A 22,633-nucleotide genomic window follows, 5' to 3' on the forward strand; every position below is an offset into this window, starting at 1 on the left:
CATGAGCCGCCTGCTGCCTGCGATCCTGCTCACCCTGCTGCTCGCCGCCTGTGCCGGCCGGCCGGTGCGTACCGAAGGTGCGCTGCCGCCGCTGCGCCTGTCGCCGGCCAGCCTGCAGGGCACGCTCGCCCTGCAGCAGCAGCTGCACTTCCGTTTCGGTCGCGCCGAACGCGACCTGGACGCCCTGCTGGAAGCCGATGCCGGGCAGGTGCAGCTGCTGGTGCAGGCAATGGGCCAGACCGGCTTCCGCGTGCAGTGGGACGGCCAGGACCTGCAGGAACAGCGCGCTGCGTGGTTGCCGAAGCAGGTACGTGCCGCCCGCGTGCTGGACGACCTGCAGTTCGCGCTGTGGCCGACCGCGGCGATTGCCGCAATGCTGACCGACGGCTGGCAGGTGGTCGATGATGGCCGCGTGCGCCGGCTGCAGCGCGGCGGGGTCGAGGCCCTGCGGCTGCAGCGCAACGACGATGGCAGCCTGCAGCTGGACAACCGCGTTGAAGGCTATTCGCTGACCATCCGCTCAGTGCCGACCGGCGACCAAGCGCCATGAACGCGCCGATTTTCCTCAACGACATGGGTGTCGTCTGCGCGCTCGGCGCCGGACGCGCGCAGGTCACCGCCGGCCTGTTCGCCGACCACCCCGGCGGCCTGACCGACTGCGACGACGTGCTGCCCGGGCGCACCCTGGCGCTGGGCCGCGTGCAGGCCGCGCTGCCGGACCTGTCCGCGCTGCCCACCGCGCTGCGGGGCCGCAACAACGCCTTGCTGGACCTCGCGCTGGCGCAGATCGCGCCCGCCGTGCAGGCCGCCGTTGAACGTTACGGTGCCGGTCGGGTCGCGGTGGTGATCGGCACCAGCACCTCCGGCATCGGCGAAACCGAGCCGGCCCTGCGTGCGCGGCACGAAACCGGGCACTGGCCGGAAAGCTTCGCCTATGCCCAGCAGGAAATGGGCAGCGCGGCGGCGTTCGTACGCCACCGCAGCGGTGCAACGGGACCGGCGTGGACGCTGTCCACTGCGTGTTCGTCCGGGGCCAAGGCGCTGGCATCGGCGGCGCGCCTGCTGCGTGCCGGCATCGTCGATGCGGTGATCGCCGGCGGGGCCGATTCGCTGTGCCGCTTCACCGTGGCCGGTTTCAACGCACTGGAATCGATCTCCGACACCCGCTGCCTGCCGTTCTCGGCAACGCGTGCGGGCATCAACATCGGCGAAGGGTCGGCGCTGTTCCTGCTGACCCGCGAACCGGGTCCGGTACAGCTCGCCGGCTGGGGAGAAAGTTCGGACGCGCACCACATGTCCGCCCCCGAACCGAGTGGTGCCGGCGCCATTGCTGCGATGCGCGAGGCGTTGGACCGCGCCGGCTGGGCACCGACGGACGTGGACTACATCAACCTGCACGGCACGGCCACCCGCCACAACGATGCGATGGAATCGCGTGCGGTGCAGGCAGTGCTCGGCGGGCAGGTCGCGGCCAGTTCCACCAAGCCGCTGACCGGCCACGCGCTGGGCGCGTCCGGTGCGATCGAAGCGGCGCTGTGCTGGATCGCGCTGGCCGACAACCCGGCCGGCCGCCTGCCGCCGCACTGGTGGGATGGCCAGCCCGATCCGGAACTGCCCGCGCTGGCGCTGGTGGCGCCGGGCGCGGTGGCGGCCGGCCCCCTGCAGCGCGTCCTCAGCAGTTCGTTTGCCTTTGGCGGCAGCAATGCCGTGCTGGCCCTGCAGCGGATGCCCGGCGCATGACGCTCTACCCGATCGAAGACGTGGTGCCGCACCGTGGCAGCGCGCTGCTGCTGGACCAGGTGCTGCGCTGGGACGAGGACAGCATCGACGCAGCGCTGGTGGTGCCGGCTGCGGGCCTGTTCAACGAGGCGGCCGGCGTACCGGCGTGGATCGGCATCGAATACATGGCACAGGCCATCGCGGCGTGGGCGGGCTGCCGCGCGCGGCGTGACGGGCGCCCGCCGCAGATCGGTTTCCTGCTGGGCAGCCGCCGCTACAGCAGCCAGGTTCCGCTGTTCCCTGCCGGTACCGCGCTGGTGGTACACGCGCGGCGCGAACTGATGGGTGACAATGGGCTCGGCCTGTTCGCCTGCCGCATCACTGCGGGCAGCGAGACATGGGTGGACGCCAACGTGTCGGTATACGAACCGGACGATGCGCAGGCTTACCTGGAGAGGGGAAACGCATGACCGCCAACCTTGCCGTGCTGGTGACCGGCGCAAGCCGCGGCATCGGCCGTGCGATCGCCCTGCGCGCCGCCCGCGATGGCTTCGACGTGGCAGTACACTGCCGCAGTCGCATCGACGAAGCCCAGGCCGTGGTCGCGGAGATCGCCGCGATGGGCCGGCAGGCCCGCGTGCTGGCCTTCGACATCAGTGACCGCGCCGCCGCGCGCACCGCGCTGGAAGCCGACGTGGCCGCCCATGGCGCGTACTACGGCGTGGTGTGCAATGCCGGCATCGCCCGCGACGGGGCCTTCCCCGCGCTCAGCGAAGCAGACTGGGACCAGGTGCTGCACACCAACCTGGATGGGTTCTACAACGTGCTGCACCCGCTGGTGATGCCGATGGTGCGGCGCCGTCAGCCGGGCCGCATCGTAACCCTGGCGTCCGTTTCCGGTCTGATCGGCAACCGTGGCCAGGTCAACTACAGCGCCGCCAAGGCCGGCATCATCGGTGCCACCAAGGCGCTGGCGCTGGAGCTGGCCAGTCGCCGGATCACTGTCAACTGCGTGGCACCCGGGCTGGTCGATACCGAGATGCTGGACGCCGAAGTGGTCGAGCACGCGCTCAAGCTGGTGCCCGCCGGCCGGGTCGGCACGCCGGACGACGTGGCCGCGGCGGTGGCGTTCCTGCTGTCGGCCGATGCCGGCTACATCACCCGCCAGGTGATCTCGGTCAACGGAGGCCTGGCCTGATGCAGCGCGAAGGACGCCGCGTGGTGGTCACCGGCGCAGCGGCGATCAGTCCGCTGGGCCAGGACTGGACGAGCATCCACGCGCGCCTGCGTTCGCTGCGCAATGCCGTGCGCGCGATGCCGGAGTGGGATGTCTATGACGGCCTGAACACACGGCTGGCCGCGCCGGCCGAGGCGTTCGAGCTGCCTGAGCACTACAACCGCAAGACCACCCGTTCGATGGGGCGCGTGGCGCTGATGGCCGTGCGCGCCAGCGAACTGGCGCTGCAGCAGGCCGGCCTGCTCGACCATCCGGTGCTGCACGGCGGGCGCACCGGCGTCTCTTACGGGTCCTCGGCCGGCAGCCACGAGGCGATCAGCGAGTTCGGCCGAATGCTCAACAGCTTCACCACCGCCGGCATCACCGCCACCACCTATTTGAAGATGATGAGCCACACCGCCCCGGTGAACATCGGGGTTTTCTTCGGCCTGAGCGGACGCATCCACACCACGTCCAGCGCGTGCACGTCGGGCAGCCAGGGCATCGGCGAAGCCTACGAAACGATCCGCGCCGGCCGCCAGACGGTGATGCTGGCCGGCGGCGCCGAGCAGCTGGACGCCACCGCGGCCGCGGTGTTCGACACCCTGTACGCCACCAGCGTGCGCAATGAGGCGCCGCAGGCCACGCCGCGCCCGTTCGATGCGGGCCGCGATGGGCTGGTGCTGGGCGAAGGTGCCTGCACCCTGGTGCTGGAAGAGCGCCAGCATGCGCTGGAGCGCGGCGCGCCGATCCTGGCCGAAGTCCGCGGTTATGGCAGCAACAGCGACGGCCAGCACGTGACCCAGCCCAGCAGCCCGACCATGGCGCGTGCCATGCAGTTGGCGCTGGACGACGCCGGCCTCGCGCCGTCGCAGATCGGCTACATCAACGCCCATGGCACGGCCACCGACCACGGTGACATCGCCGAAAGCCAGGCCACGGCCGCAGTGTTCGGGGCCGGCGTGCCGATCAGTTCGCTGAAAGGCTACGTCGGCCACATGCTGGGCGCCTGTGGCGCGTTCGAAGCCTGGCTGAGCATCGAGATGATGCGCGCGGGCTGGTTCGCCCCCACCTTGAACCTGGACGTGGTGGATCCGCGCTGTGCCCCGCTGGACCACGTGCAGGGGCAAGGCCGCACGCTGCAGGTCGACCACGTGATGAGCAACAATTTCGCCTTCGGCGGCATCAACACCTCGCTGGTGTTTGCCCGCCATCCGGCGACCCAAGACTGAACCGCGTCACGACATTGATGAATCCCGTGTCGGGAAACGGCGCGCAGCGGGTCCGTGCCTGACCTGACGCCTTCCGCCGGTGACGGGTTTCCGACACAATCATGTCTTGAAGGGTAAACCTGAAAGCATGCAAGCCTACGTCTACAAGAGCCAACGCAAAGACGATACCTACGTCTATCTCGCCGAGCGGGATGGCTTCGGCGTGCTGCCCGGGCCATTGGCCGCATCGCTGGGCCGGCTGACCCTGGTGCTGGAAGTGGAACTGGTCGAAGGCCGTCGCCTGGCACGCGCGGATGTCGCGCTCGTGCGCAGCGAACTGGCCAGCCGAGGGTTCTACCTGCAGGTGCCGCCGAGCATCACCAGCATGATGCCGCGTCACAATGACTGACCCGCATCCCCGACTGGTTCCTGCCGCGCTGGCGCTGGGTGCAGTGCTGGCCGCGGCATCGGCCGTCGGTGGCCTGCCCGGCGTACTGCTGGCCGCGCTTGCGCAGCCGGCCTTCGCGCTGGGCGTGTCCTGGCTGCGCCGCAGCCGGGTACCGCGTGCGCTACCGCAGGTGATCCGCGAAGAACTGCCCGCGCTGCTGGTGCTGTGGCTGGCCGGGCCGGCGGTGCTTGCCTTGCTGATGGCCTGGCCGTTGGCGGCGCTGCGCGAAAGCGGCAGCCTGGCCGCCGCGCTGGGACTGGCGGTATTGCTGGGCGTCGGCTTGCTGGCGGTGTGGCGCACGTGGCCGCTGTGGAGTGACGTGGAACGCCTGGCCGGTGGACTGCAGCGCCATGCCACGGGCCTGGCCGGCCGCGAACTGGGCGCCTGGCGTGGGCTGGCGGTGGCGGCGCTGGTTCTCGCGCTGTGTACGCTGGTGGTGATGCCCGCCTGGCCGGAACTGCTGCCGCCGGCACTGCGCTGGCCTGCGGTGGTGGTCACGGTGCTGCTGTCGCCCCTGCTGCACCTGCTGCTGCAGCGGGTGGTACCGGCCGGTACCGCACCCTCCGCACCGTCCCACGGCATGCAGGAACTGCGCAGTGCCTGGCAGGCACACGAGCAGCCGGACACTGATACCGCACCGGTCGCATTGGAAGCCATGCCCGCCGACGCGCTGTCGCCGGCGCTTTATGAAGCGGCACGCCATGGCCGCATCGACCGCGCGCTGCAGCTGCTGCAGGCCGGTGCTGATCCGCATGCCGCGCCGGACCCGCAGTGGCGTGACCAGCGCAACCTGCCGGTACTGGCCGCGGTGCTGCCGGACCTGCGCCTGCTGCGCGAACTGATTGCCCGCGGCGTCGATGTGAATGCACCGCACAAGGGCATGACGCCGCTGCTGGCGGCCACGCGTGACAGCTGGCATGGGCGCCCGGAAGCGGTGATGACCCTGCTGGCCAACGGCGCGGATTCGCGCGCCACCGATGCCGACGGCAACACGCCGCTGCACCACGCCGCGCGCAGTTCCGATCCCGGCGTCGCCGCGCTGCTGCGCGATGCCGCCGCCGAAATCGACGCGCTCAACAACGAGGGCTGGTCGCCGCTGGCGGTCGCCTGCCAGGTCGGCAACTGGCGGCTTGCGCGCTTCCTGCTGGAACGTGGCGCCCGTACCGAACCGGCGGAAGGCACTCCGGTGCTGCTGGCCGCAGCGGCCACCGAAGACGATGATCCGGCTGGCGTGCAGCTGCTGCTCAAGCACAAGGCACGCGCCGATGCGCGCGATCGCCAGCGCCGCAGCGCCCTGCACGAAGCCGCACTGGCCGGGCATACCGCGATCCTGGACGCGCTGCTCGCTGCCGGTGCCAACCTGGAAGCCCGCGATGCGCTGGGCCGCACGCCGTTGCTGGAAGCGGCCGCCGGTGGGCGTGCAGCGGTGATCGAACACCTGCTGCGGCACAAGCCCGACCTTGCCGCCGTCGATGCCGATGGTCGCAATGCCCTGCTGCTGGCCGCCATGGCCACCGACGTACCGCCGTTGATGGTGAAGCGTCTGCTGGAGCTGGGGCTGGTCGCCGACCTCGACGACCCGTTGGCACGACGCGCGGTGGACAGCGCGGCCGAAGCGGGCCGTTGGGCGATCGTGGCGATGCTCGATGCGTCCTACGCGCTTCCGGCCGCGGTCAGTGATGGCTTGTTGGCGTCCAGCGAAGACGGCGAAGTGGCCACGTCGTTGTTGCCGGACCGGCCGCCGCTCGAGTTGCTGCGCGAATCACTGCGCTTCGGCAACCTGGACGGAATGGAATCGATGGCGCGGCTGTGCCGTGCCGAAGAGCTGGGCAGCCTGCTGCACGAACCCGAACTGGCGCTGGATCCGCGCGCCGTGGCCTGGCTGCTGAAGCAGGGCGCCTCGCACGAGGTACTCGATGCCTGCACCGATACGCCGATGTTCGCGCTGCTGGCGCGTGGCGTGGATGCGGTGCCGGCGCTGCAGGTGATGCTGGAGCAGGGCGTATCACCTGCCGGCGGTGGCGGGCTGGCACGCTTCCTGGCGGCCTGCGCGCAGCACGACCAGGCCGGTCGCGGGCTTGAACAGCTGGCATTGGAGCTGCTGGAGCGTGGCGCCGATCCGTTCGCTGCATCGCCGGCCGGCGATCCGCCGCTGGCGCTGGCCGTGCGCCTGGGATGGCTGCGCCTGCAGCAGTCGCTGCTGGGCCTGGGCGTGGATCGCGAAGCACGCGACAGCCACGGCATGACCGCACTGCACCTGGCCACCGCGCTGGGCCGCGAAGCGGCGCTCAAGCTGCTGGTGCGCCATGGCGCCTCGCCGGAAGCACGCGCCGCCGATGGCCAGACGCCGCTGGGTGTCGCGCTGTCCAGTGGCCGTCGCGATCTGGCGGACTGGCTGGACTGGCGCGTCTGGTCGCTGCCGCGGCGCACGCTGCGCGAATCCGACCTGGCCGCTGCGGCCACCGCCGGGGATGTGGATGCGGTACGCCGGCTGATCGACCTCGGCTTCGCCGTGGACAGCGTCGACGCGCAGGGCTGCACGGCACTGCTGCGCGCCGCCGGTGGCGGCCATCTGCCGGTGGTGGACCTGCTGCTGGCACGCAGTGCCGATCCGCAACATGCGTCGGCCAGCGGCGCCACGCCGCTGTCGGCAGCGGTCAGCATGCGCCAGATGGACATCGTGTCGGCGCTGCTGGATGCCGGCGCGCAACTCGAACACCGCCTGCCCGGCGGCGTCACGGTGCTGATGCTGGCCTCTGCGCTGGGCCTGCCGGATATCGTGGCGCGGCTGTTGACCGCCAGCGCCGACGTGCATGCCAGCGATGCGCAGCAGTTGGCGGCGCTGCATTGCGCTGCGTTGTACGGATTCTCCGCCCGCGACCGCTCGCGCCTGCTGGCCCTGCTGGACACGTTGCTGCTGGCCGGCGCGGAGCCGGACAAGGCGGCTGCCGGCGAAGTGACCCCGCTGCTGCTGCTGCTGGGCGCGCGTGCCGAGCCGGGAACCGCCTGCGACGAACAGGTGGTGCTGGCCGGCGTGGAACGCCTGCTGGATGAAGACGTTTCGCTGGAAGTGCGCGATCCGCGCGGCTTCGGCCCGCTGCACCTGGCGGCGCTGCACGGTTTGCCGCTGCTGGTGCAGCGCCTGCTGCGCGCCGGCGCGGATCCGGAGGCGCGCGACACGCTCAACCGAAGCCCGCGCGAGATCGCGGTGATGCGCGGCTTCATCGACGTGGCCGCCGAGTTCCAGCCGCGCGTGCCCGGCGTGTCCTCGATGGCACGGTTCCTGCGCGAATGAACCGCCGGTAGTGACGACCGCTGGTCGTCATGCCTCTGCTTTCCGCTGCGCTCGCCGAGCGCTACCGGTCCTGCGGCGCGTCCTTCCCGCTTCCCGCATCGGCTTCGAACAGATGCATCAGGTCATTGCGTGCATCGCGCGAGGTCTGGATCACCGCCGCCTCGTCGTCGTACACCAGGTACTGGTCGCGCAGCAGCTTCTCATCATGTTCGCGGAAACGCTGCACATGCCGCCGCGCCGTTTCTTCGGACACCCCCAGCAGCTTCAGCACCTGTTCGCTGAGTTCCAGGCTGGTGCCGAACACCTCGCGGAACGGTTCGGCGCCCATGTCCATCAGCCGCCACGCATGCTGCCGGTTGCGCGCCCGCGCCAGCACCCGCGCGTCCGGATACAAGCGCCGGATCATCCGCGTCGCGCGCAGGTTGGTTTCCGGATCATCCATGGTCACCACGAACACCGCGATCTCCGCACCGCCCGCCGCGCGCAGCATCTCCGGCCGGGTCGGATCGCCGTAGTACAGCTGGTTGCCGAACCGGCGCAGGTCGGCCACGGTATCCGGATTGACCTCCAGCGCGACGAACGGCACTTTCTGCGCGGTCAGCAGTCGCGCCACCACCTGGCCAAAGCGTCCCATCCCGGCGATCAGCACCTTCGGTCGCTGGTCCGGGTTCACTTCATCGGCCGGCGGTGGCGCTGGCCTGGCCTCGGTTTCGCGGCCGATCAGGCGCAGCAGGGCGATCAGCAGCAGCGGGGTCAGGCCCATCGACAGGCCGACGATGGCCACCAGCCGGTCATGGTTGGCGCTGCCCAGCAGCAACGCGCGCTGGGCTTCGTTGAACACCACGAAGGCGAACTCACCACCCAGCCACAGCACGCTGCCCAGCATCAGTGCCTGGCGCGCGCGCAGCCGGGCAAGCCGTCCAATTGCATACAGCAGCCCGAACTTCACCAGCAGCAGCACGCCGACGCCTGCGGCGATCATGCCCGGTTCGGCGACGATGCGGTCCAGGTCGATCCCCATGCCCACGGCAATGAAGAACAGGCCCAGGAACAGCCCCTTGAACGGTTCGATCTGCGCTTCCAGCTCGTGCCGGAACTCGGAATCGGACAACAGCACGCCGGCCAGGAACGCGCCCAGGCTCGGGCTCAGGCCGGCTTCCTGCAGGAACCAGGCGGTGCCCAGCACCACCAGCAGGGCGGTGGCGGTGAACATTTCCGGGCTGCGCGTGCGCGCGACCATGCCGAACACGCGGCGCAGCAGCGGCCGGCCACACAGGATCACCACCGCCAGCGCGCCGATGGCCACCGCCACGTCCTGCCAGTGCAGGGTCTGGTTGCGCGCACCGCCCAGCAGCGGAATGGCGGCCAGCAGCGGGATGGCGATCAGGTCCTGGAACAGCAGGATGGCAAACGCCAACCGGCCATGGTCGCTGTTGAGCGCTTTGTGTTCGGACAACAACTGCAGGCCCACCGCGGTGGAGGACAGCGCCAGCGCCACGCCGACCACCAGCGCACTCTTCCAGTGGAAATGGTCCAGCATCAGCAGGCCGCCCAGCACCAACGCGCAGGTCACCACCTGCAGCGCGCCGGCACCGAATACCGAGCGCCGCATCACCTTCAAGCGCGACGGCGACAGCTCCAGCCCGATCACGAACAGCAGCATCACCACGCCGATCTCGGCCGCGCCCAGGATGCGGTCGGTGTCCTGCACGAAGCCCAGTCCGTCCGGCCCCAGCACCACGCCCGCGGCGAGATAGCCGAGCACCGCGCCGAAGCCCAGGCGGCGGAACACCGGCACCGCGATGACTGCCGCAAGCAGCAGGACCAGGGCAAGTTCGAGCACGCCGCTATGCATGGGAAGTCCAGGTCATGGCCGCAGGGGGAAGGGCACGCCGGGTGGCAGCCGGCCCTTGCGCGACATTATGCGCCGCCCGCTGCCGCGCGCACGGCGGTGCAGCTGAGCCGCGCCAAACCGGCGGCCCCTGCGGGGTTGACCCATCATGCCCGCGGGTCCATCCTGCCCCCCGCCAGTGGTCTGCCCGCTGGCCACACCCTTCCTGAGTCCAACCCCCATGTCCAGCGACAGTAGAAGTCGACCTCGTTCGACGCCAGCGACGGCCACCGCCTGACAGGGACGGTTCGCCTGCGTTGGCGTTGCACCTGCAACGACGAAAGGCGAACCACGATGAACCAGAAGCAGATGCTGCGTCCTGCCACCGACGCCGCCACCACGGCCGCCCCCCTGGCCAACTTCAACACCGCCGATGCGGTGGAACATCTCAACACCCTGCCGCTCGCAGGCGCGGTCGAGCTGCTCGCCGCGCTGCCGCTGCCGCGCGCGGTGAAGCTGCTGGAGGCCCCCGAACTGCATCGCGCAGGCGAGCTGGTGGCCGCGCTGCCGCCGGCGCGTGCTGCCGCGCTGCTGGGATTGATGGCCGACGACCGTGCCACCGATATCGTGCACGAGCTGGACCAGGACGAGCGCGCGCGGCTGGTGCCGCTGATCGGCGCCGAGGCGCGCCAGGTCATCCAGACCCTGCTCAGCTACCCGCCGGATACCGCCGGCGCACTGATGACCACCGAGTTCGTCAGCGTGCCGGCCAACTGGACGGTGGGCCAGACCCTGCAGCACATCCGCGAAGTGGAGCGCACGCGCGAGACCGTCTATGCCATCTACGTGCTCGACCCGGCCAGCCGCCAGCTGCGCCAGGTGGTGACGATGCGCCGGCTGATCACCGGCCTGCCCGATGAATCGATCCTGGACGTGGCGCAGGTCAACGCGCCGGTGACCGTGGACGTGGCGATGGACCAGGAGGAAGTGGCGCAGCTGATCCGCCGCCACGACCTGCTGGCGATCCCGGTGGTGGATGCCGGCATGCAGATGCTGGGCATCGTCACCGTGGATGACATCCTGGATGCGTTGATCGAGGAATCCACCGAGGACGCGCACAAGTTCGGCGGCATGGAGGCGCTGGAAAAGCCGTACATGCAGATCGGCTTCGTGGAAATGCTGCGCAAGCGCGGCGGCTGGCTGAGCGTGCTGTTCCTCGGGGAGATGCTGACCGCCAGCGCGATGCAGCACTACGAAGACGAACTGGCCCGCGCGGTGGTGCTCACCCTGTTCATTCCGCTGATCATGAGCTCCGGTGGCAACTCCGGTTCGCAGGCCACTTCGCTGCTGATCCGCAGCCTGGCGCTGCGCGAACTGCGGCTGCGGGACTGGTGGAAGGTGGCGCTGCGCGAGGTGCCGACCGGCGTCGTGCTGGGCACCATCCTGGGCAGCCTGGCGATGCTCCGCATCGTGGTCTGGCAGCTGGGCGGCCTGCATGACTATGGCGAGCACTGGCTGCTGCTGGCGCTCACCGTGGCCGCCGCGCTGGTCGGCATCGTTACCTTCGGTTCGCTGTCCGGATCGATGCTGCCGTTCGCACTCAAGCGCCTCGGCTTCGACCCGGCCAGCGCTTCGGCGCCGTTCGTGGCCACCCTGGTCGATGTCACCGGCCTGGTGATCTACTTCAGCATCGCCGCCACCATCCTCCACGGTACGCTGCTGTAAAAAAGGGGACGGAGGGGATTAAGTCGCGTTCGGCCAGTGGGGCAGGTCCGAATAAGACTTAATCCCCTCCGTCCCCTTTTTTGCTCTACTAGCGGCATGAGCACTTACAACCTGCAGTCCGTGTTCCGTCCGCAGTCGGTCGCCGTGATCGGGGGCAGTCCGCGCGATCGTTCGGCCGGCCGGGCGGTGATGCGCAACCTGCGCGGGGCGGGATTCGCCGGCAAGGTCGCCTGGGTCAACCCGCGCCATGCGGAGATCGATGGCATCCGTACCACCAGGCGATTGAAGGACCTGGATTGGGTACCGGAGCTGGTGGTGGTGACCGCGCCGGCCAGCATCGTGCCGCAGGTGATCGCCGACGCCGCCGCGCTGGGCGTGGCCGCGGCGATCATCCTCACCGCGCACCTGGGCGAAGGGCCCGGCTCGCTCGCCGCACAGGTGGAAGCCAGCGCCCGCGCCAAAGGCCTGCGCATCCTCGGGCCGCATTGCCTGGGGGTCATCGCACCGCATGCGCGCTTGAATGCCAGCATCGCCGCGCATGTTCCGCAGGCCGGTGACCTGGCGCTGATTTCCGAGTCCAGCGCGATCGCCGCCGCGCTGGTGGAGTGGGGCGTGGCGCGCTCGGTGGGCTTTTCGGCGGTGGTGTCACTGGGCGATACGATGGACGTGGACTTCGGCGACCTGCTGGACTACTTCGCCACCGACTACCGCACCCGCGCCATCCTGCTGTACGTGGAACAGATCAAGGACGCGCGCAAGTTCATGTCGGCCGCGCGTGCCGCCGCGCGCTCCAAGCCGGTGATGGTGGTCAAGTCCGGCCGTGCCGAACGCATCATGCCGGGCAACGATACCCACGTGCAGGCGCTGGCGCGCGCCGATGATGTCTACGGCGCGGCCTTCAACCGCGCCGGCCTGCTGCGGGTGAGCGCGCTGGACGAACTGTTCACCGCCGCCGAGACGCTGGGGCGGCTGGGCTCGTTCCCCGGACGCAGGCTGGCCATCCTCAGCAACGGCGGTGGCGTCGGGCGGCTGGCGGTGGACCAGCTGGCGGCGCTGCGCGGCACCCTCGCCACGCTGTCGGACAGCACCGTGCAGCAGCTCGATGCGGTGCTGCCGCAGGGCTGGTCACGCTCCAATCCGGTGGACATCGTGGTCGACGCCGATGGAGACCGCTATGCCGCCGCCATCGAAGCGCTGCTGGCCGACAATGAGAACGATGCGCTGCTGGTGGTCAACGTGCCGACCGCCTTCACCTCCTCCGCCGATGCCGCGCAGGCGCTCACCCGCACCCTGGGCCTGCGGCCGCGCCACCAGCGCGACAAACCGGTGTTCGCGGTATGGCTGGGCAACGACGAGCGCGCCACCGCGACCCTGAACGCTGCACGCGTGCCGACCTATCCCACCGAAGCAGAAGCCGTGCGCGGCTTCCAGCACCTGGTGCGCTATCGCGACGCGCAGAGCGCGCTGATGGAGACGCCGCCCAGCCTGCCGCAGGATTTCGTGGTCGATGCAGTGGCCGCGCGCGCGATCGTCGACGCGGCGCTGGCCGCTGGACAGCGCTGGCTGGATCCTCTGGCCACGCATGCGTTGCTGAAGGCATACGGCATTCCTTCGGCGCCGGTGCTGCATGCGCGCGATGCGCATGAGGCCATGGACCTGGCCCAACCACTGCTGGAACAGGGCGCCAGCGTGGCGTTGAAGATACTGTCGCCGGACATCCCGCACAAATCCGAAGTGGACGGCGTGCGCCTCAACCTGTCCACGCTGGCAGCGGTGCAGGCGGCGGCGACCAGCATCCTGGCGCGTGCGCGCGAACTGCGCCCCGATGCGCGCATCGACGGCCTGCTGGTGCAGCCGACCATCGTGCGTCCGAAGTCGCGCGAGCTGATCGCCGGCATCGCCGACGATGCGACGTTCGGCCCGGTGATCGTGTTCGGTCGTGGCGGCACGGCGGTGGAAGTGATCAATGACAAGGCACTGGCGTTGCCACCGCTCGACCTGCGGCTGGCACATGAACTGATCGGCCGCACCCGGGTCTCGCGCATCCTCAAGCCGTACAGCGATTTCCCGGCCGCCGACGAGCGTGCCGTCGCCCTGGTGCTGGTCAAGCTGGCGCAGCTGGCAGCGGATATCCCGGAAGTGCGCACGCTGGACATCAATCCGCTGCTGGCTGATCGCGAAGGCATCCTGGCCCTGGACGCGCGGGTCGCGATCGCGCCTTCGCGCATCCTGCACAAAGGCCGCGGCCACCCGCGGTTCGCGGTGTTCCCGTATCCGAAGGAATGGGAGCGCACGCTGCAGCTGTCCGATGGCAGCCATGCCTTCGTGCGGCCGGTGCGACCCGAAGACGATGCGCTGTTCCGCGCGTTCTTCGCGCGCGTCAGTGATGAAGACCTGCGCCTGCGCTTCTTCCAGTCGGTCAAGCATTTCAGCCACGAGTTCATCGCCCGGCTGACCCAGCTGGACTACGCGCGCTCCATCGCGCTGGTGGCGATCGATCCGCGCAGCGGTGACATGCTGGGTGCCGTGCGCCTGCATGCCGACGCCGATTACCATCGCGGCGAGTACGGCATCCTGATCCGCTCGGACCTGAAGGGCCACGGCATCGGCTGGCGCCTGATGACGATCATGATCGAGTACGCGAAATGGCTTGGCCTGGACCTGGTGGAAGGCCAGGTGCTGCGCGAGAACAGCACGATGATCGCGATGTGCCAGAGCCTGGGCTTCAGCACCCGGCTGGATCCGGATGATTCGACGGTGATGATGGTGAGCCTGCCGGTGCAGCAGGTGGCCGCGCAGCTGCTGGAATGATCCCGCTTCCGGTAGTGACGGCCGCTGGCCGCCAGGCTCCTGCTTTACCGCTGCGCTCGCCGAGCATGGCTCGGCGCTACCGATCCGGCGTCCGGTAGTGACGGCCGCTGGCCGTCAGCCCTTCTGCCTGCCGCTGCGCGCGGCGCATGCTTTCCCGCGACCTCAATCCCGCAGCAACCATTCGCGCATGGCCGCACTGACCTCGCCCGGCTTCTCCATCGGGGCCAGATGCCCGCACCCGGGCACCACCACCAGCGTGGCCTGCGGTGCCAGTGCCTGCATCTCCCGGCTGATCTGCAACGGGGTGATGCGATCATTCTCACCGCACACGATCAGCAGCGGGTCGCGGTAGGACGCCAGCAGCGCATGGCCGTCTTCGCGGTCCAGCCCGCTCTGCCGCAGAAACACCTCCGCGCCAAGTCGCGCGGTCATGTCGCGGACGCGTTGCACCAGCACCTGGTCATCCAGCCGCGAAGCATCGATGTAGCTGCGCATCAGCGTGTCGCCGAACCCATGGAACCGGCCGGGCAGGCGGACACTGGCGATCTGTGCGGCACGCTGTGCGGCACGTTGCGGCGAATCGGCATGGATCGAGGTGTCGATCAGGGCCAGCCGCAGCACCCGCTGCGGCGCACTGCGCAGGATCTGCTGGGCCACGAACCCACCCAGTGAGAAACCGGCAAGGGCAAAGCGGGGCGGTGCCTGTGTGAGCACGGCGTCGGCCACCGCCTGCATCGTTTCGCCGCGGGTGAGGTCACCGACGGTCGCCTCGGCGATGTCGGCCAGGTCGGCCAGCTGGTCACGCCACAGTTCGGCGTCGTTGAGCAGGCCGGGAAGCAGCAGCAGGGGAATGCGTTCTGTCATCGCGCCATTGTAGAAGATCAACCGGTCAGCGCCGGGGCATGCTCGGCGAGCGCAACGGCAAGCAGGAGCGTGACGACCAACGGTCGTCACCCACCAGGGCAGCAGCGTGACGACCAACGCAGCCTGTGCAACAAGCGCCCCGGACCCATTCGTCCAAACGGCGCTCCTTGGGCGCCGTTGGGCTTTTTTGCAGAGTCAGGCCAGTTTGGCCCTTAGCCCCTTGGCTCCCAGCATCGAAATTGCCCGCTTGAGGTTCCAAACCGTCGTTGCGATGGCCATTTCGGCTGCCGCGCCCAGCAATCCACGCATCAGCAGCCGCGGATGGCCAAATATCCGGTATTTCAATGCCGCAAATGGATGCTCCACCGTGCAGCGCCGTCGGCGCATCGCCTCCGGCGTCGCCCGCTGGTCCATCCGGTTCAACGCATCATCATGCTGGTGCCGCGACACGCTCCGCCGGGGGGACACTGTTGACAGTCTTTCAGCGCTGGCCGGTAGTAGTGCAGCAGATCCTTGCGATGAAATTTGTAATGCCGCATTTCCTTGCCTGCCGGGCAGGTAAATGTGTCGCTGGCCTGGTCGTAGGTGAAGGCGCTCCGGTCAAACATCTCGCCCTCGCCGCTGCTGTTGCGGCCGCGCTGGGCCGGCGCGTGCACCAGGATGCCCTGCTCCTCCAAAGCCGCTGCCTGGGCGCCATTGGAGTATCCCGCATCAGCAAGGACATCCAGTTTTTCGCTCCCCACCGCCGCGGCGGCGGCTTCGGCCATCGGCTGTAACTGCCGGCTGTCGGCAGCCTCGTTGGTCAGGCAATGAGCCACGATCAGGCCGCTGCCACCGTCAACGGCAATCTGCAGGTTGTAGCCGGGGCCCTTGCCACGCATCAGGCAGGCCTCCGGTTCTGACTCGATCCGGTGACTGAGATTCTCGCGCGAAAGCTCCTCCAGCTTGGCTTTTGCATCGACCTGACGCTGCCGCAGAACCTCAACTGCCTTCTGTACGCCTTCCCGATCCAGCTCAATGACATCATCGCTTTGATCGGCCTCATCCAGCTGGGCCAGATAGTGCTCCATGCGCTGCTCGGCCCGCTCTATCCGTCGTTCCAGACTGGCTGGACTATCCACCGACTTGCGGCTGGCCACGGCCTGGAACTTGGAGCCGTCGATGGCGACCCATTCCCCTCTCACCAGACCGGCCGACCGCAGGAACCGGACCAGCTCGGCAGAGGCGCCCTTGAGTGCCTGGACGTTGTATCGGCGGAAATTGGCGATCGTTTTATGGTCGGGGGCAAGCTGCCCCAACAGCCACATCACTTCGACGTTGCGATGGCATTCGCGCTCCAGTGAGCGCGAAGAGCGGACCAGATTCAGGTATCCATACAGATACAGTTTCAGAAGATCGGCCGGATCGTAGGGCGGCCGCCCTGTGTCCCCCAGCCGGGCATTGGCGAACCCCAGCTCAGCCAGCTTGAGGGTATCCACGAAGGCCTCGATCACCCGGCACGGATGATCCTCGGGCACCAGATCGGCCACCGCAACCGGGAACAACGCTGACTGATTCCTGTCTTTGCCACGTACGTGATGCATGGGACTACCCGCTACGACCGTAGCGGGGATCCTCTCAGCGATTGCCCGGCGCCGCTTTCAGACTTGTTACACAGCCTGCAACGGTCGTCACCCACCAGGGGAGAGGTCAGTCCCAGGCCGGGGCGATGCCGTCCGGATTGGCCAGCCGATGGCCGCGGTCCAGTACGGCGATCTGGGCGAGGTCTTCGTCGGTCAGGCGCAGGCTGGCAGCTTCCAGGTTGCTGGCCAGGTTTTCGCGCCGGGTCGAAGACGGAATGACCGCAAAGCCCTGCTGCAGCGCCCAGGCCAGCGCGACCTGCGCCGGGGTGGCTTGGTGGCGGCCGGCGATCGCCTGGATCACGGGATCCTTGATCACCTCGCCGTAGGCCAGGCTCATGTACGCGGTGACGTGGATGCCCTGTTCCTGCAGGAACGGCACCAGCAGGCGGTTCTGCAGGTACGGATGGATCTCCACCTGGTTGGTGGCGATCTCGCTTGCCCCCAGGATGCCGATCGCGCGGCGGGTCTGGGCGATGGTGAAGTTGGAGATGCCGATCCCGCGCGTCAGGCCCTGTGCCTTGGCTTCGGCCAGCGCCGGCAGGTATTCCTCCATCGGCACCGCGTCAGCCGGCGATGGCCAGTGGATCAGGGTCAGGTCGACGCGGTCGGTACGCAGCTTCTCCAGACTGCGGTGCAGGCTGGCCAGCAGCGCGTCACGCTTGAATTCGCTGATCCAGATCTTGGTGGTCAGGTAGATGTCATCGCGTGGCACGCCGGATTCGGCGATCGCCTGGCCAACTTCGGCTTCGTTGCCGTAGATCTGTGCGGTATCGATGGCGCGGTAGCCGACGTCGAGCGCATTGCGCACCGAATCGATCACCGCCTGTTCTTTCAGGCGGAACGTACCGAGGCCAAAAGCAGGAACGGTCATGGGGATACTCCAGCGGGGGACAGGAAGAGGGTAGGGCAGCTGCCGTGTGCATGCGGGCAACGCTGCGTTGTGGTGCCCGGCCGCAGCGGGCGACCCGGCAGCGGGCTGTTCAATGCGCCGCCACGGTGATGCCGTCGGCGCGGTCGTCGATGCCATCGCGGCGGTCCAGCCGGCCGCTGAGCGCGGTCAGGGCGTAGGCGCCCACCACCACCAGCGCGCCCAGCCACGGGGTGTGCATCAGGCCGATGTGTTCCACCACCAGCCCACCCAGCGAGGCGCCGAGGGCGATGCCGATATTGAACGCGGCGATGTTCAGCCCCGATGCCACATCCGTTGCCTGCGGCGCATAGCGCTGCGCCTGCTTGACCACGTAGACCTGCAGGCCGGGCACGTTGCCGAATGCCACCGCGCCCAGCGCCAGCACGGTCAGCAGCACCAGCCAGGTGTTGTACGCGGTGAAGGTCAACACCAGCAGCACCAGCGCCAGCAGCGCGAAGATGCGCTTGAGGGCCGGAATCGGGCCGAGCCGGTCGGCCAGGCGGCCGCCCCACACGTTGCCGAACGCCACCGAGATGCCGTACACCAGCAGCACGCCACTGATCGCATTGGCGGAAAAACCGGTGACCTCCTGCAGGATCGGCGCCAGGTAGGTGAAGGACAGGAACGTACCGCCGTAGCCGAGCGCGGTCATCGCATACACCATCAGCAGCCGCGGCTGCGCCAGTACGCCCAGCTGCTGGCGGAAGGTCGCCGGCGCGCTCTGCGCCAGGTTGCGCGGCACGAAGGCCAGGCTGCCCAGCAGCGCCACCACGCCCAGCCCGGAGACCGCCAGGAAGGTCGCGCGCCAGCCCAGGTGCTGCCCGATGAAGGTGCCCAGCGGGACGCCGGTCACCAGGGCGACGGTCAGGCCGGTGAACATGATGGCGATCGCGCTGGCGGCTTTTTCCTTCGGCACCACCGACGTGGCGATGATCGAGCCGATGGAGAAGAACACGCCATGGGCGAGGCCGGTCAGGATGCGCGCGACGATCAGCGAGTTGTAGCCCGGCGCCAGGTAGGCGACCAGGTTGCCCACGGTGAACACCAGCATCAGCGCCACCAGCAGGGTCTTGCGCGGCACGCGGCCGGTCAGCGCGGTCAGCACCGGCGCGCCGATCGCTACGCCGAGCGCGTACAGGGACACCAACAGGCCGGCCGAGGGCAGGCTGACTTGCAGGTCGGCGGCGATGGTGGGAAGCAGCCCGACGATCACGAACTCGGTGGTGCCGATGGCAAAGGCACCGAGGGTGAGCGCCAGCAGGGCGAGGGGAATGCCACGGGTCATGACAGGGTCCGGCAGGAAAGAAAGGAGCGCAGTCTGCGCCGTTGACCTTTGCCGAAAAACACGTCTTCACGCCAATCACTCTTGCCTGATGGTCAATAATGCGGCGATGAAGATCACCCTGGATGAAATGCAGGCCCTGTTGGCGGTCATCGACAGCGGCACCATCAGCGCGGCGGCCGAGCAGTTGGGCCAGACCCCGTCCGGGGTCAGCCGCGCGCTGGGCCGGCTGGAAGAAAAGCTGGGCACCACCCTGCTGACCCGCACCACGCGCCGCCTGCACCTGACCGCCGAAGGCGAGGCCTTCGTACGCCAGGCGCGGCAGATCGTCGAGGCAGTGGAGACCGCGGAGGAACAGATGGCGCTGCGTCGCCAGCGTCCGGCTGGTCGCCTGCGCGTGGATGCGGCGATGCCGTTCGTGCTGCATGTGATCGCTCCGCTGGTGGCCCGCTATCGCCAGCAGTTTCCGGAGGTGGCGCTGGAAGTGAACAGCTCCGAGCGCTACATCGACCTGCTGGAGCGGCGCACCGACCTGGCCATCCGCATCGGTCCGCTGGCCGATTCCACCCTGCATGCCCGCCTGCTCGGCCGCTGCCGCCTGCAGCTGGTGGCCAGCCCGGGCTACCTGCGCCAGCACGGCACGCCGGACAGCGTGGCCGCGTTGTCGGCGCATACGCTGCTGGGCTTCAACGAACCCGAATCGCTGAACCGCTGGCCGCTGCCCGGCGACGACGAGGGCCAGTTGCGGGTACGCCCGGACATCGCCGCTTCCAGTGGTGAGACCCTGCGCCGGCTGGCGGTGGAAGGCGCCGGCATCACCTGCCTGTCTGATTTCCTGACCCACGCCGACCGCGCCAGCGGCGCGCTGGTGCCGGTGCTGATCGCGCAGACGCTGGATGTCTACCAGCCCATCCACGCGGTGTACTACCGCAACACCGCGGTGTCGGCGCGCGTGCGGTCGTTCGTGGATGTGCTGGCAGATGGCATGCAGCGCGAGCCGTTCGTGGTGTAGCCCGAAGCGTGACGACCAACGGTCGTCACCCACCGGGAGCGCATCGGCTGACGGCCAGCGGCCGTCACTACCGGGAGCGCGTCGGCTGACGGCCAGCGGCCGTCACTGCCGGGCCCACGGCGCCATGCGTCAGGCCAGGGTGAACACGCCCACCGATTCGACCAGGCGCGCCGCCTGCTGTTCCATGCTGCGCGCGGCAGCGGAGGCTTCTTCCACCAGCGCGGCATTCTGCTGGGTGGCGCCGTCCATCTGCACCACGGTCTGGTTGACCTGTTCGATGCCTGCGCTCTGTTCCTGCGAAGCGGCGGAGATGTCGGCCATGATGTCGGTCACGCGCTGCACCGAGGCAACGATCTCGCCCATCGTGTTGCCGGCCTGGCGCACCAGCGCGGAGCCATCGGCAACCTTTTCCACCGATTCATCGATCAGCCCCTTGATCTCCTTTGCAGCGGCCGCCGAACGCTGTGCGAGCGTGCGTACTTCACTGGCCACCACGGCGAAGCCGCGGCCCTGGTCGCCCGCCCGCGCGGCTTCCACGGCCGCGTTCAAGGCCAGGATGTTGGTCTGGAAGGCGATGCCGTCGATCACCGAAATTATCTCGGCAATCCGCCGCGAAGACGTTTCGATACCGCCCATCGTTTCCACGACCTGGCCGACCACGTCGCCACCCTGCGAGGCCACGCCCGCCGCGCTGCGGGCCAGGTCGTTGGCGGTGCGCGCATGTTCTGCGTTCTGGCGCACGGTAGAGGTGAGCTCCTCCATCGAGGCGGCGGTTTCTTCCAGGTTGGCGGCCTGCTGTTCGGTGCGCTGGGACAGGTCGCTGTTGCCGCTTGCGATCTCCATCGCGGCTTCGCGGACGCCACCGGCCACCTGCTGGATATCGGCGACGATCGTCGCCAGTTGCGCCGCCGTGGTATTGGCGTCGCCGGCGATCCGCGCGAACACGCCATGGAACTCACCCTCCATGCGCGCACGCAGGTCGCCATCGGCGATCGCGCGCAGCATGCGCGATACGTGGGCCAGGTTGCCGTCGGTGGTCTGCATCAGCTGGTTGAGGCCGGCCACCATGTCGGCGAAATCATGCTCGAAGCCGGCCACGTTGCCGCGCTGGCTGAAGTCACCGGCGGCAGCGGCGCCTGCCAGTCGCTTGATCTCGGCATTGATCGCGCCGAGGTTCGCCTTGGCGGCATCCAGTGCATCGGTGATCACGCGCTTCTCGCCCGGCAGGCGGTCCATGTCTTCGGACAGATCGCCGACGGCATAACGACCCATGACGGCGATGGCACGCATCTTCACCTGGATGTGCGCAGCGACCAGTGCATTGCAGTCGGCCACCATGCGGCCGTAAGCGCCGGGGAACGCGGCGGCGTCCATGCGATGGCTGATCTGCCCCGCCTCGTGGGTGCGGGCCATTTCTGCCTGCGCTGCCAGCACACCGCGCAGCGTGCCCTGCACGTCCTGCATGGCCGTGGCCAAGCGGCCGATCTCATCGCGCCCCTGCACCTGCACGCGGTAGTCCAGGTCGCCGGCAGCCACGGCGCGCGCGGCGGCTTCCACCGCCACCACCGGCCGCACCACGGCGCGGCGCAGCCACCAGGACAGCGCGAGCAACAGCAGCACGGCGCTGATGACCGTCACCACGGCACTGGTCACCAGCAGTTCGCGTGCGTGGCTTGAGCGGCGTGCGATGGCCGCATCCGCGACCTGCGCGGTATGCGCGGCCAGGCCATCCAGCGCCTGCGCCAGCGGGCGGTCGCGGCCGCGCACCGGCGCATCACCGGCGGCCGGGTCGTAACCCGCTGCAATATAGGCCTGCAGTGCGGCCTGGTAGTCACGCTGCAGCGCGGCCTGGTCGGTCATGAACGCGGCGACCAGCTCCCGCGTCCGGCCATCGTCGGCACGGCCGACCTTGGCGGCCAGTTCCGCTACCTTGCGCCCTTCTTCGGCCAAGGCGGCCGCGTGCTTTTCGCGCAGCGCATCGTCCGCACCCCGCAGCAGCACGTTCTTCCACTCCTGCACCTGCAGGCGGAACTCCCGCTGCAGCTGCTCGGCGTCGCGGCTCACCGAATAGGAGGCCGGCATCGCCGCGCCCAGGTCGAACCAGGCCGAGGCCAGGCCGGCCAGCGCACTGACCACCAGCAGCAGTACGCCCAGCACGCTGGCGCCGATCAGCTTGAACTGGATGCCGCGAGAGGAAGAAGGAGGAGACGGAGAGACGTTCCGCATGAGCGCAGGTCCGGGAAGGGGAATTCGGTTATCGGACGGCGGCTTGGATGCTGAAGTGCGAATTACGTCACGATTCCTGTTCCATTCAACGACGTGATAACCATGTGATTTCCGGTATTGGTCACCGTTGGAACAATCGACCGGTATCCGGGTGGCGCAAGGTGCCGGCAATGCACGCAACTCGAAAGTCCGCCGGTGATCAGGTGATGGATCATCAAGCCATGCCGTTCACGCCTTCCATTCCGCATGTTCCCTGCGCCACCACCGGTGCGATCAACCGGCACGACCTGCGGCCTGCCGCCGGCACGTCCGATGCTTCGCTGGCGTTTGCACGGCATGACGATATCGAGGCAGATCAACCGCCGACGCCGATGGAGATCAACTGGCGGCTCAACGACAACAGCCTGCTGCGGACCAGGGTGGCCGCGCCGGGCCTGCCGGACTAGGTACCCGCACGCCAT

18 protein-coding genes are annotated in these 22,633 nt (G+C 68.8%); 11 read left to right on the forward strand and 7 right to left on the reverse strand.

Going from position 1 to position 22,633, the window contains the following annotated elements; all coding sequences use genetic code 11:
* The first annotated feature begins 1 nt into the window (after position 1).
* From QE373_RS00725 to QE373_RS00755, 7 genes are all read left to right on the forward strand, one after another.
* Positions 2 to 550 (forward strand): DUF3261 domain-containing protein, encoded by a 549-nt coding sequence (locus QE373_RS00725; RefSeq protein WP_309682417.1) that lies wholly within the window; start codon positions 2 to 4, stop codon positions 548 to 550.
* Complete coding sequence (locus tag QE373_RS00730) at positions 547 to 1,740, forward strand: beta-ketoacyl-[acyl-carrier-protein] synthase family protein (RefSeq protein WP_309682420.1); 1,194 nt, start codon at positions 547 to 549, stop codon at positions 1,738 to 1,740. The genes QE373_RS00725 and QE373_RS00730 overlap by 4 nt, the downstream gene beginning before the upstream one ends.
* A complete protein-coding gene (locus QE373_RS00735) occupies positions 1,737 to 2,189 on the forward strand; it encodes a hotdog family protein (RefSeq protein WP_309682423.1) in 453 nt (150 codons plus the stop codon). The genes QE373_RS00730 and QE373_RS00735 overlap by 4 nt, the downstream gene beginning before the upstream one ends.
* Positions 2,186 to 2,917, forward strand: coding sequence for a 3-ketoacyl-ACP reductase FabG2 (locus QE373_RS00740; protein WP_057507141.1), 732 nt, complete (start codon positions 2,186 to 2,188; stop codon positions 2,915 to 2,917). The genes QE373_RS00735 and QE373_RS00740 overlap by 4 nt, the downstream gene beginning before the upstream one ends.
* Positions 2,917 to 4,167, forward strand: a complete 1,251-nt coding sequence (locus QE373_RS00745) for a beta-ketoacyl-ACP synthase (RefSeq protein WP_309682428.1) — start codon at positions 2,917 to 2,919, stop codon at positions 4,165 to 4,167. Before QE373_RS00740 ends, QE373_RS00745 begins: the two co-directional genes overlap by 1 nt.
* Before the next feature lie 127 nt (positions 4,168 to 4,294).
* Entirely contained in the window at positions 4,295 to 4,555 is a 261-nt protein-coding gene (locus QE373_RS00750) for a YcgL domain-containing protein (RefSeq protein WP_057507143.1), read from the forward strand.
* Positions 4,548 to 7,889: an ankyrin repeat domain-containing protein gene (locus tag QE373_RS00755; protein ID WP_309682431.1), complete on the forward strand. Its 3,342-nt coding sequence runs from the start codon at positions 4,548 to 4,550 to the stop codon at positions 7,887 to 7,889. The genes QE373_RS00750 and QE373_RS00755 overlap by 8 nt, the downstream gene beginning before the upstream one ends.
* Before the next feature lie 61 nt (positions 7,890 to 7,950).
* Here QE373_RS00755 and QE373_RS00760 read toward each other — a convergent pair whose 3' ends face one another.
* Positions 7,951 to 9,744, reverse strand: a complete 1,794-nt coding sequence (locus QE373_RS00760; protein WP_309682436.1) for a monovalent cation:proton antiporter-2 (CPA2) family protein — start codon at positions 9,742 to 9,744, stop codon at positions 7,951 to 7,953.
* A 330-nt stretch (positions 9,745 to 10,074) separates the two neighbouring features.
* Between QE373_RS00760 and mgtE the strand changes: the two genes are divergently transcribed.
* A complete protein-coding gene (gene mgtE / locus QE373_RS00765; RefSeq protein ID WP_309682439.1) occupies positions 10,075 to 11,445 on the forward strand; it encodes a magnesium transporter in 1,371 nt (456 codons plus the stop codon).
* Positions 11,446 to 11,541: 96 nt separating this feature from the next.
* Positions 11,542 to 14,256: a bifunctional acetate--CoA ligase family protein/GNAT family N-acetyltransferase gene (locus tag QE373_RS00770; protein ID WP_309682442.1), complete on the forward strand. Its 2,715-nt coding sequence runs from the start codon at positions 11,542 to 11,544 to the stop codon at positions 14,254 to 14,256.
* 162 nt (positions 14,257 to 14,418) lie between these two features.
* On the opposite strand, the gene QE373_RS00775 is transcribed toward QE373_RS00770, so the two are convergent.
* The 5 genes from QE373_RS00775 to QE373_RS00795 all read right to left on the reverse strand — a co-directional run bounded on the left by QE373_RS00775 (position 14,419) and on the right by QE373_RS00795 (position 18,937).
* Positions 14,419 to 15,120 carry an alpha/beta hydrolase gene (locus tag QE373_RS00775; RefSeq protein ID WP_309682445.1) on the reverse strand — a complete coding sequence of 234 codons (702 nt, stop codon included), beginning with the start codon at positions 15,118 to 15,120 and terminating at the stop codon, positions 14,419 to 14,421.
* Positions 15,121 to 15,315: 195 nt separating this feature from the next.
* Positions 15,316 to 15,645: a transposase gene (locus QE373_RS00780; RefSeq protein WP_345784383.1), complete on the reverse strand. Its 330-nt coding sequence runs from the start codon at positions 15,643 to 15,645 to the stop codon at positions 15,316 to 15,318.
* Complete coding sequence (locus tag QE373_RS00785) at positions 15,540 to 16,703, reverse strand: IS1182 family transposase (protein WP_309682448.1); 1,164 nt, start codon at positions 16,701 to 16,703, stop codon at positions 15,540 to 15,542. Before QE373_RS00785 ends, QE373_RS00780 begins: the two co-directional genes overlap by 106 nt.
* A 106-nt stretch (positions 16,704 to 16,809) precedes the next feature.
* Positions 16,810 to 17,613: a 2,5-didehydrogluconate reductase DkgB gene (gene dkgB / locus QE373_RS00790; protein WP_309682453.1), complete on the reverse strand. Its 804-nt coding sequence runs from the start codon at positions 17,611 to 17,613 to the stop codon at positions 16,810 to 16,812.
* A gap of 109 nt (positions 17,614 to 17,722) precedes the next feature.
* Positions 17,723 to 18,937, reverse strand: coding sequence for an MFS transporter (locus QE373_RS00795; protein WP_309682457.1), 1,215 nt, complete (start codon positions 18,935 to 18,937; stop codon positions 17,723 to 17,725).
* Between the two features lie 106 nt (positions 18,938 to 19,043).
* On the opposite strand from QE373_RS00795, the gene QE373_RS00800 reads away from it, so the two are divergent.
* A complete protein-coding gene (locus QE373_RS00800) occupies positions 19,044 to 19,946 on the forward strand; it encodes a LysR substrate-binding domain-containing protein (protein WP_309682460.1) in 903 nt (300 codons plus the stop codon).
* Positions 19,947 to 20,075: 129 nt separating this feature from the next.
* Here QE373_RS00800 and QE373_RS00805 read toward each other — a convergent pair whose 3' ends face one another.
* Positions 20,076 to 22,172: a methyl-accepting chemotaxis protein gene (locus tag QE373_RS00805; RefSeq protein ID WP_309682463.1), complete on the reverse strand. Its 2,097-nt coding sequence runs from the start codon at positions 22,170 to 22,172 to the stop codon at positions 20,076 to 20,078.
* Positions 22,173 to 22,219: 47 nt separating this feature from the next.
* Between QE373_RS00805 and QE373_RS00810 the strand changes: the two genes are divergently transcribed.
* The gene (locus QE373_RS00810; RefSeq protein ID WP_309682466.1) at positions 22,220 to 22,618 is read left to right on the forward strand and encodes a hypothetical protein; all 399 of its coding nucleotides are present in this window, start codon (positions 22,220 to 22,222) and stop codon (positions 22,616 to 22,618) included.
* Positions 22,619 to 22,633: the final 15 nt, after the last annotated feature.

The organism is Stenotrophomonas sp. SORGH_AS_0321, from assembly GCF_031453215.1.
In the GTDB taxonomy this organism is placed as follows: domain Bacteria; phylum Pseudomonadota; class Gammaproteobacteria; order Xanthomonadales; family Xanthomonadaceae; genus Stenotrophomonas; species Stenotrophomonas chelatiphaga.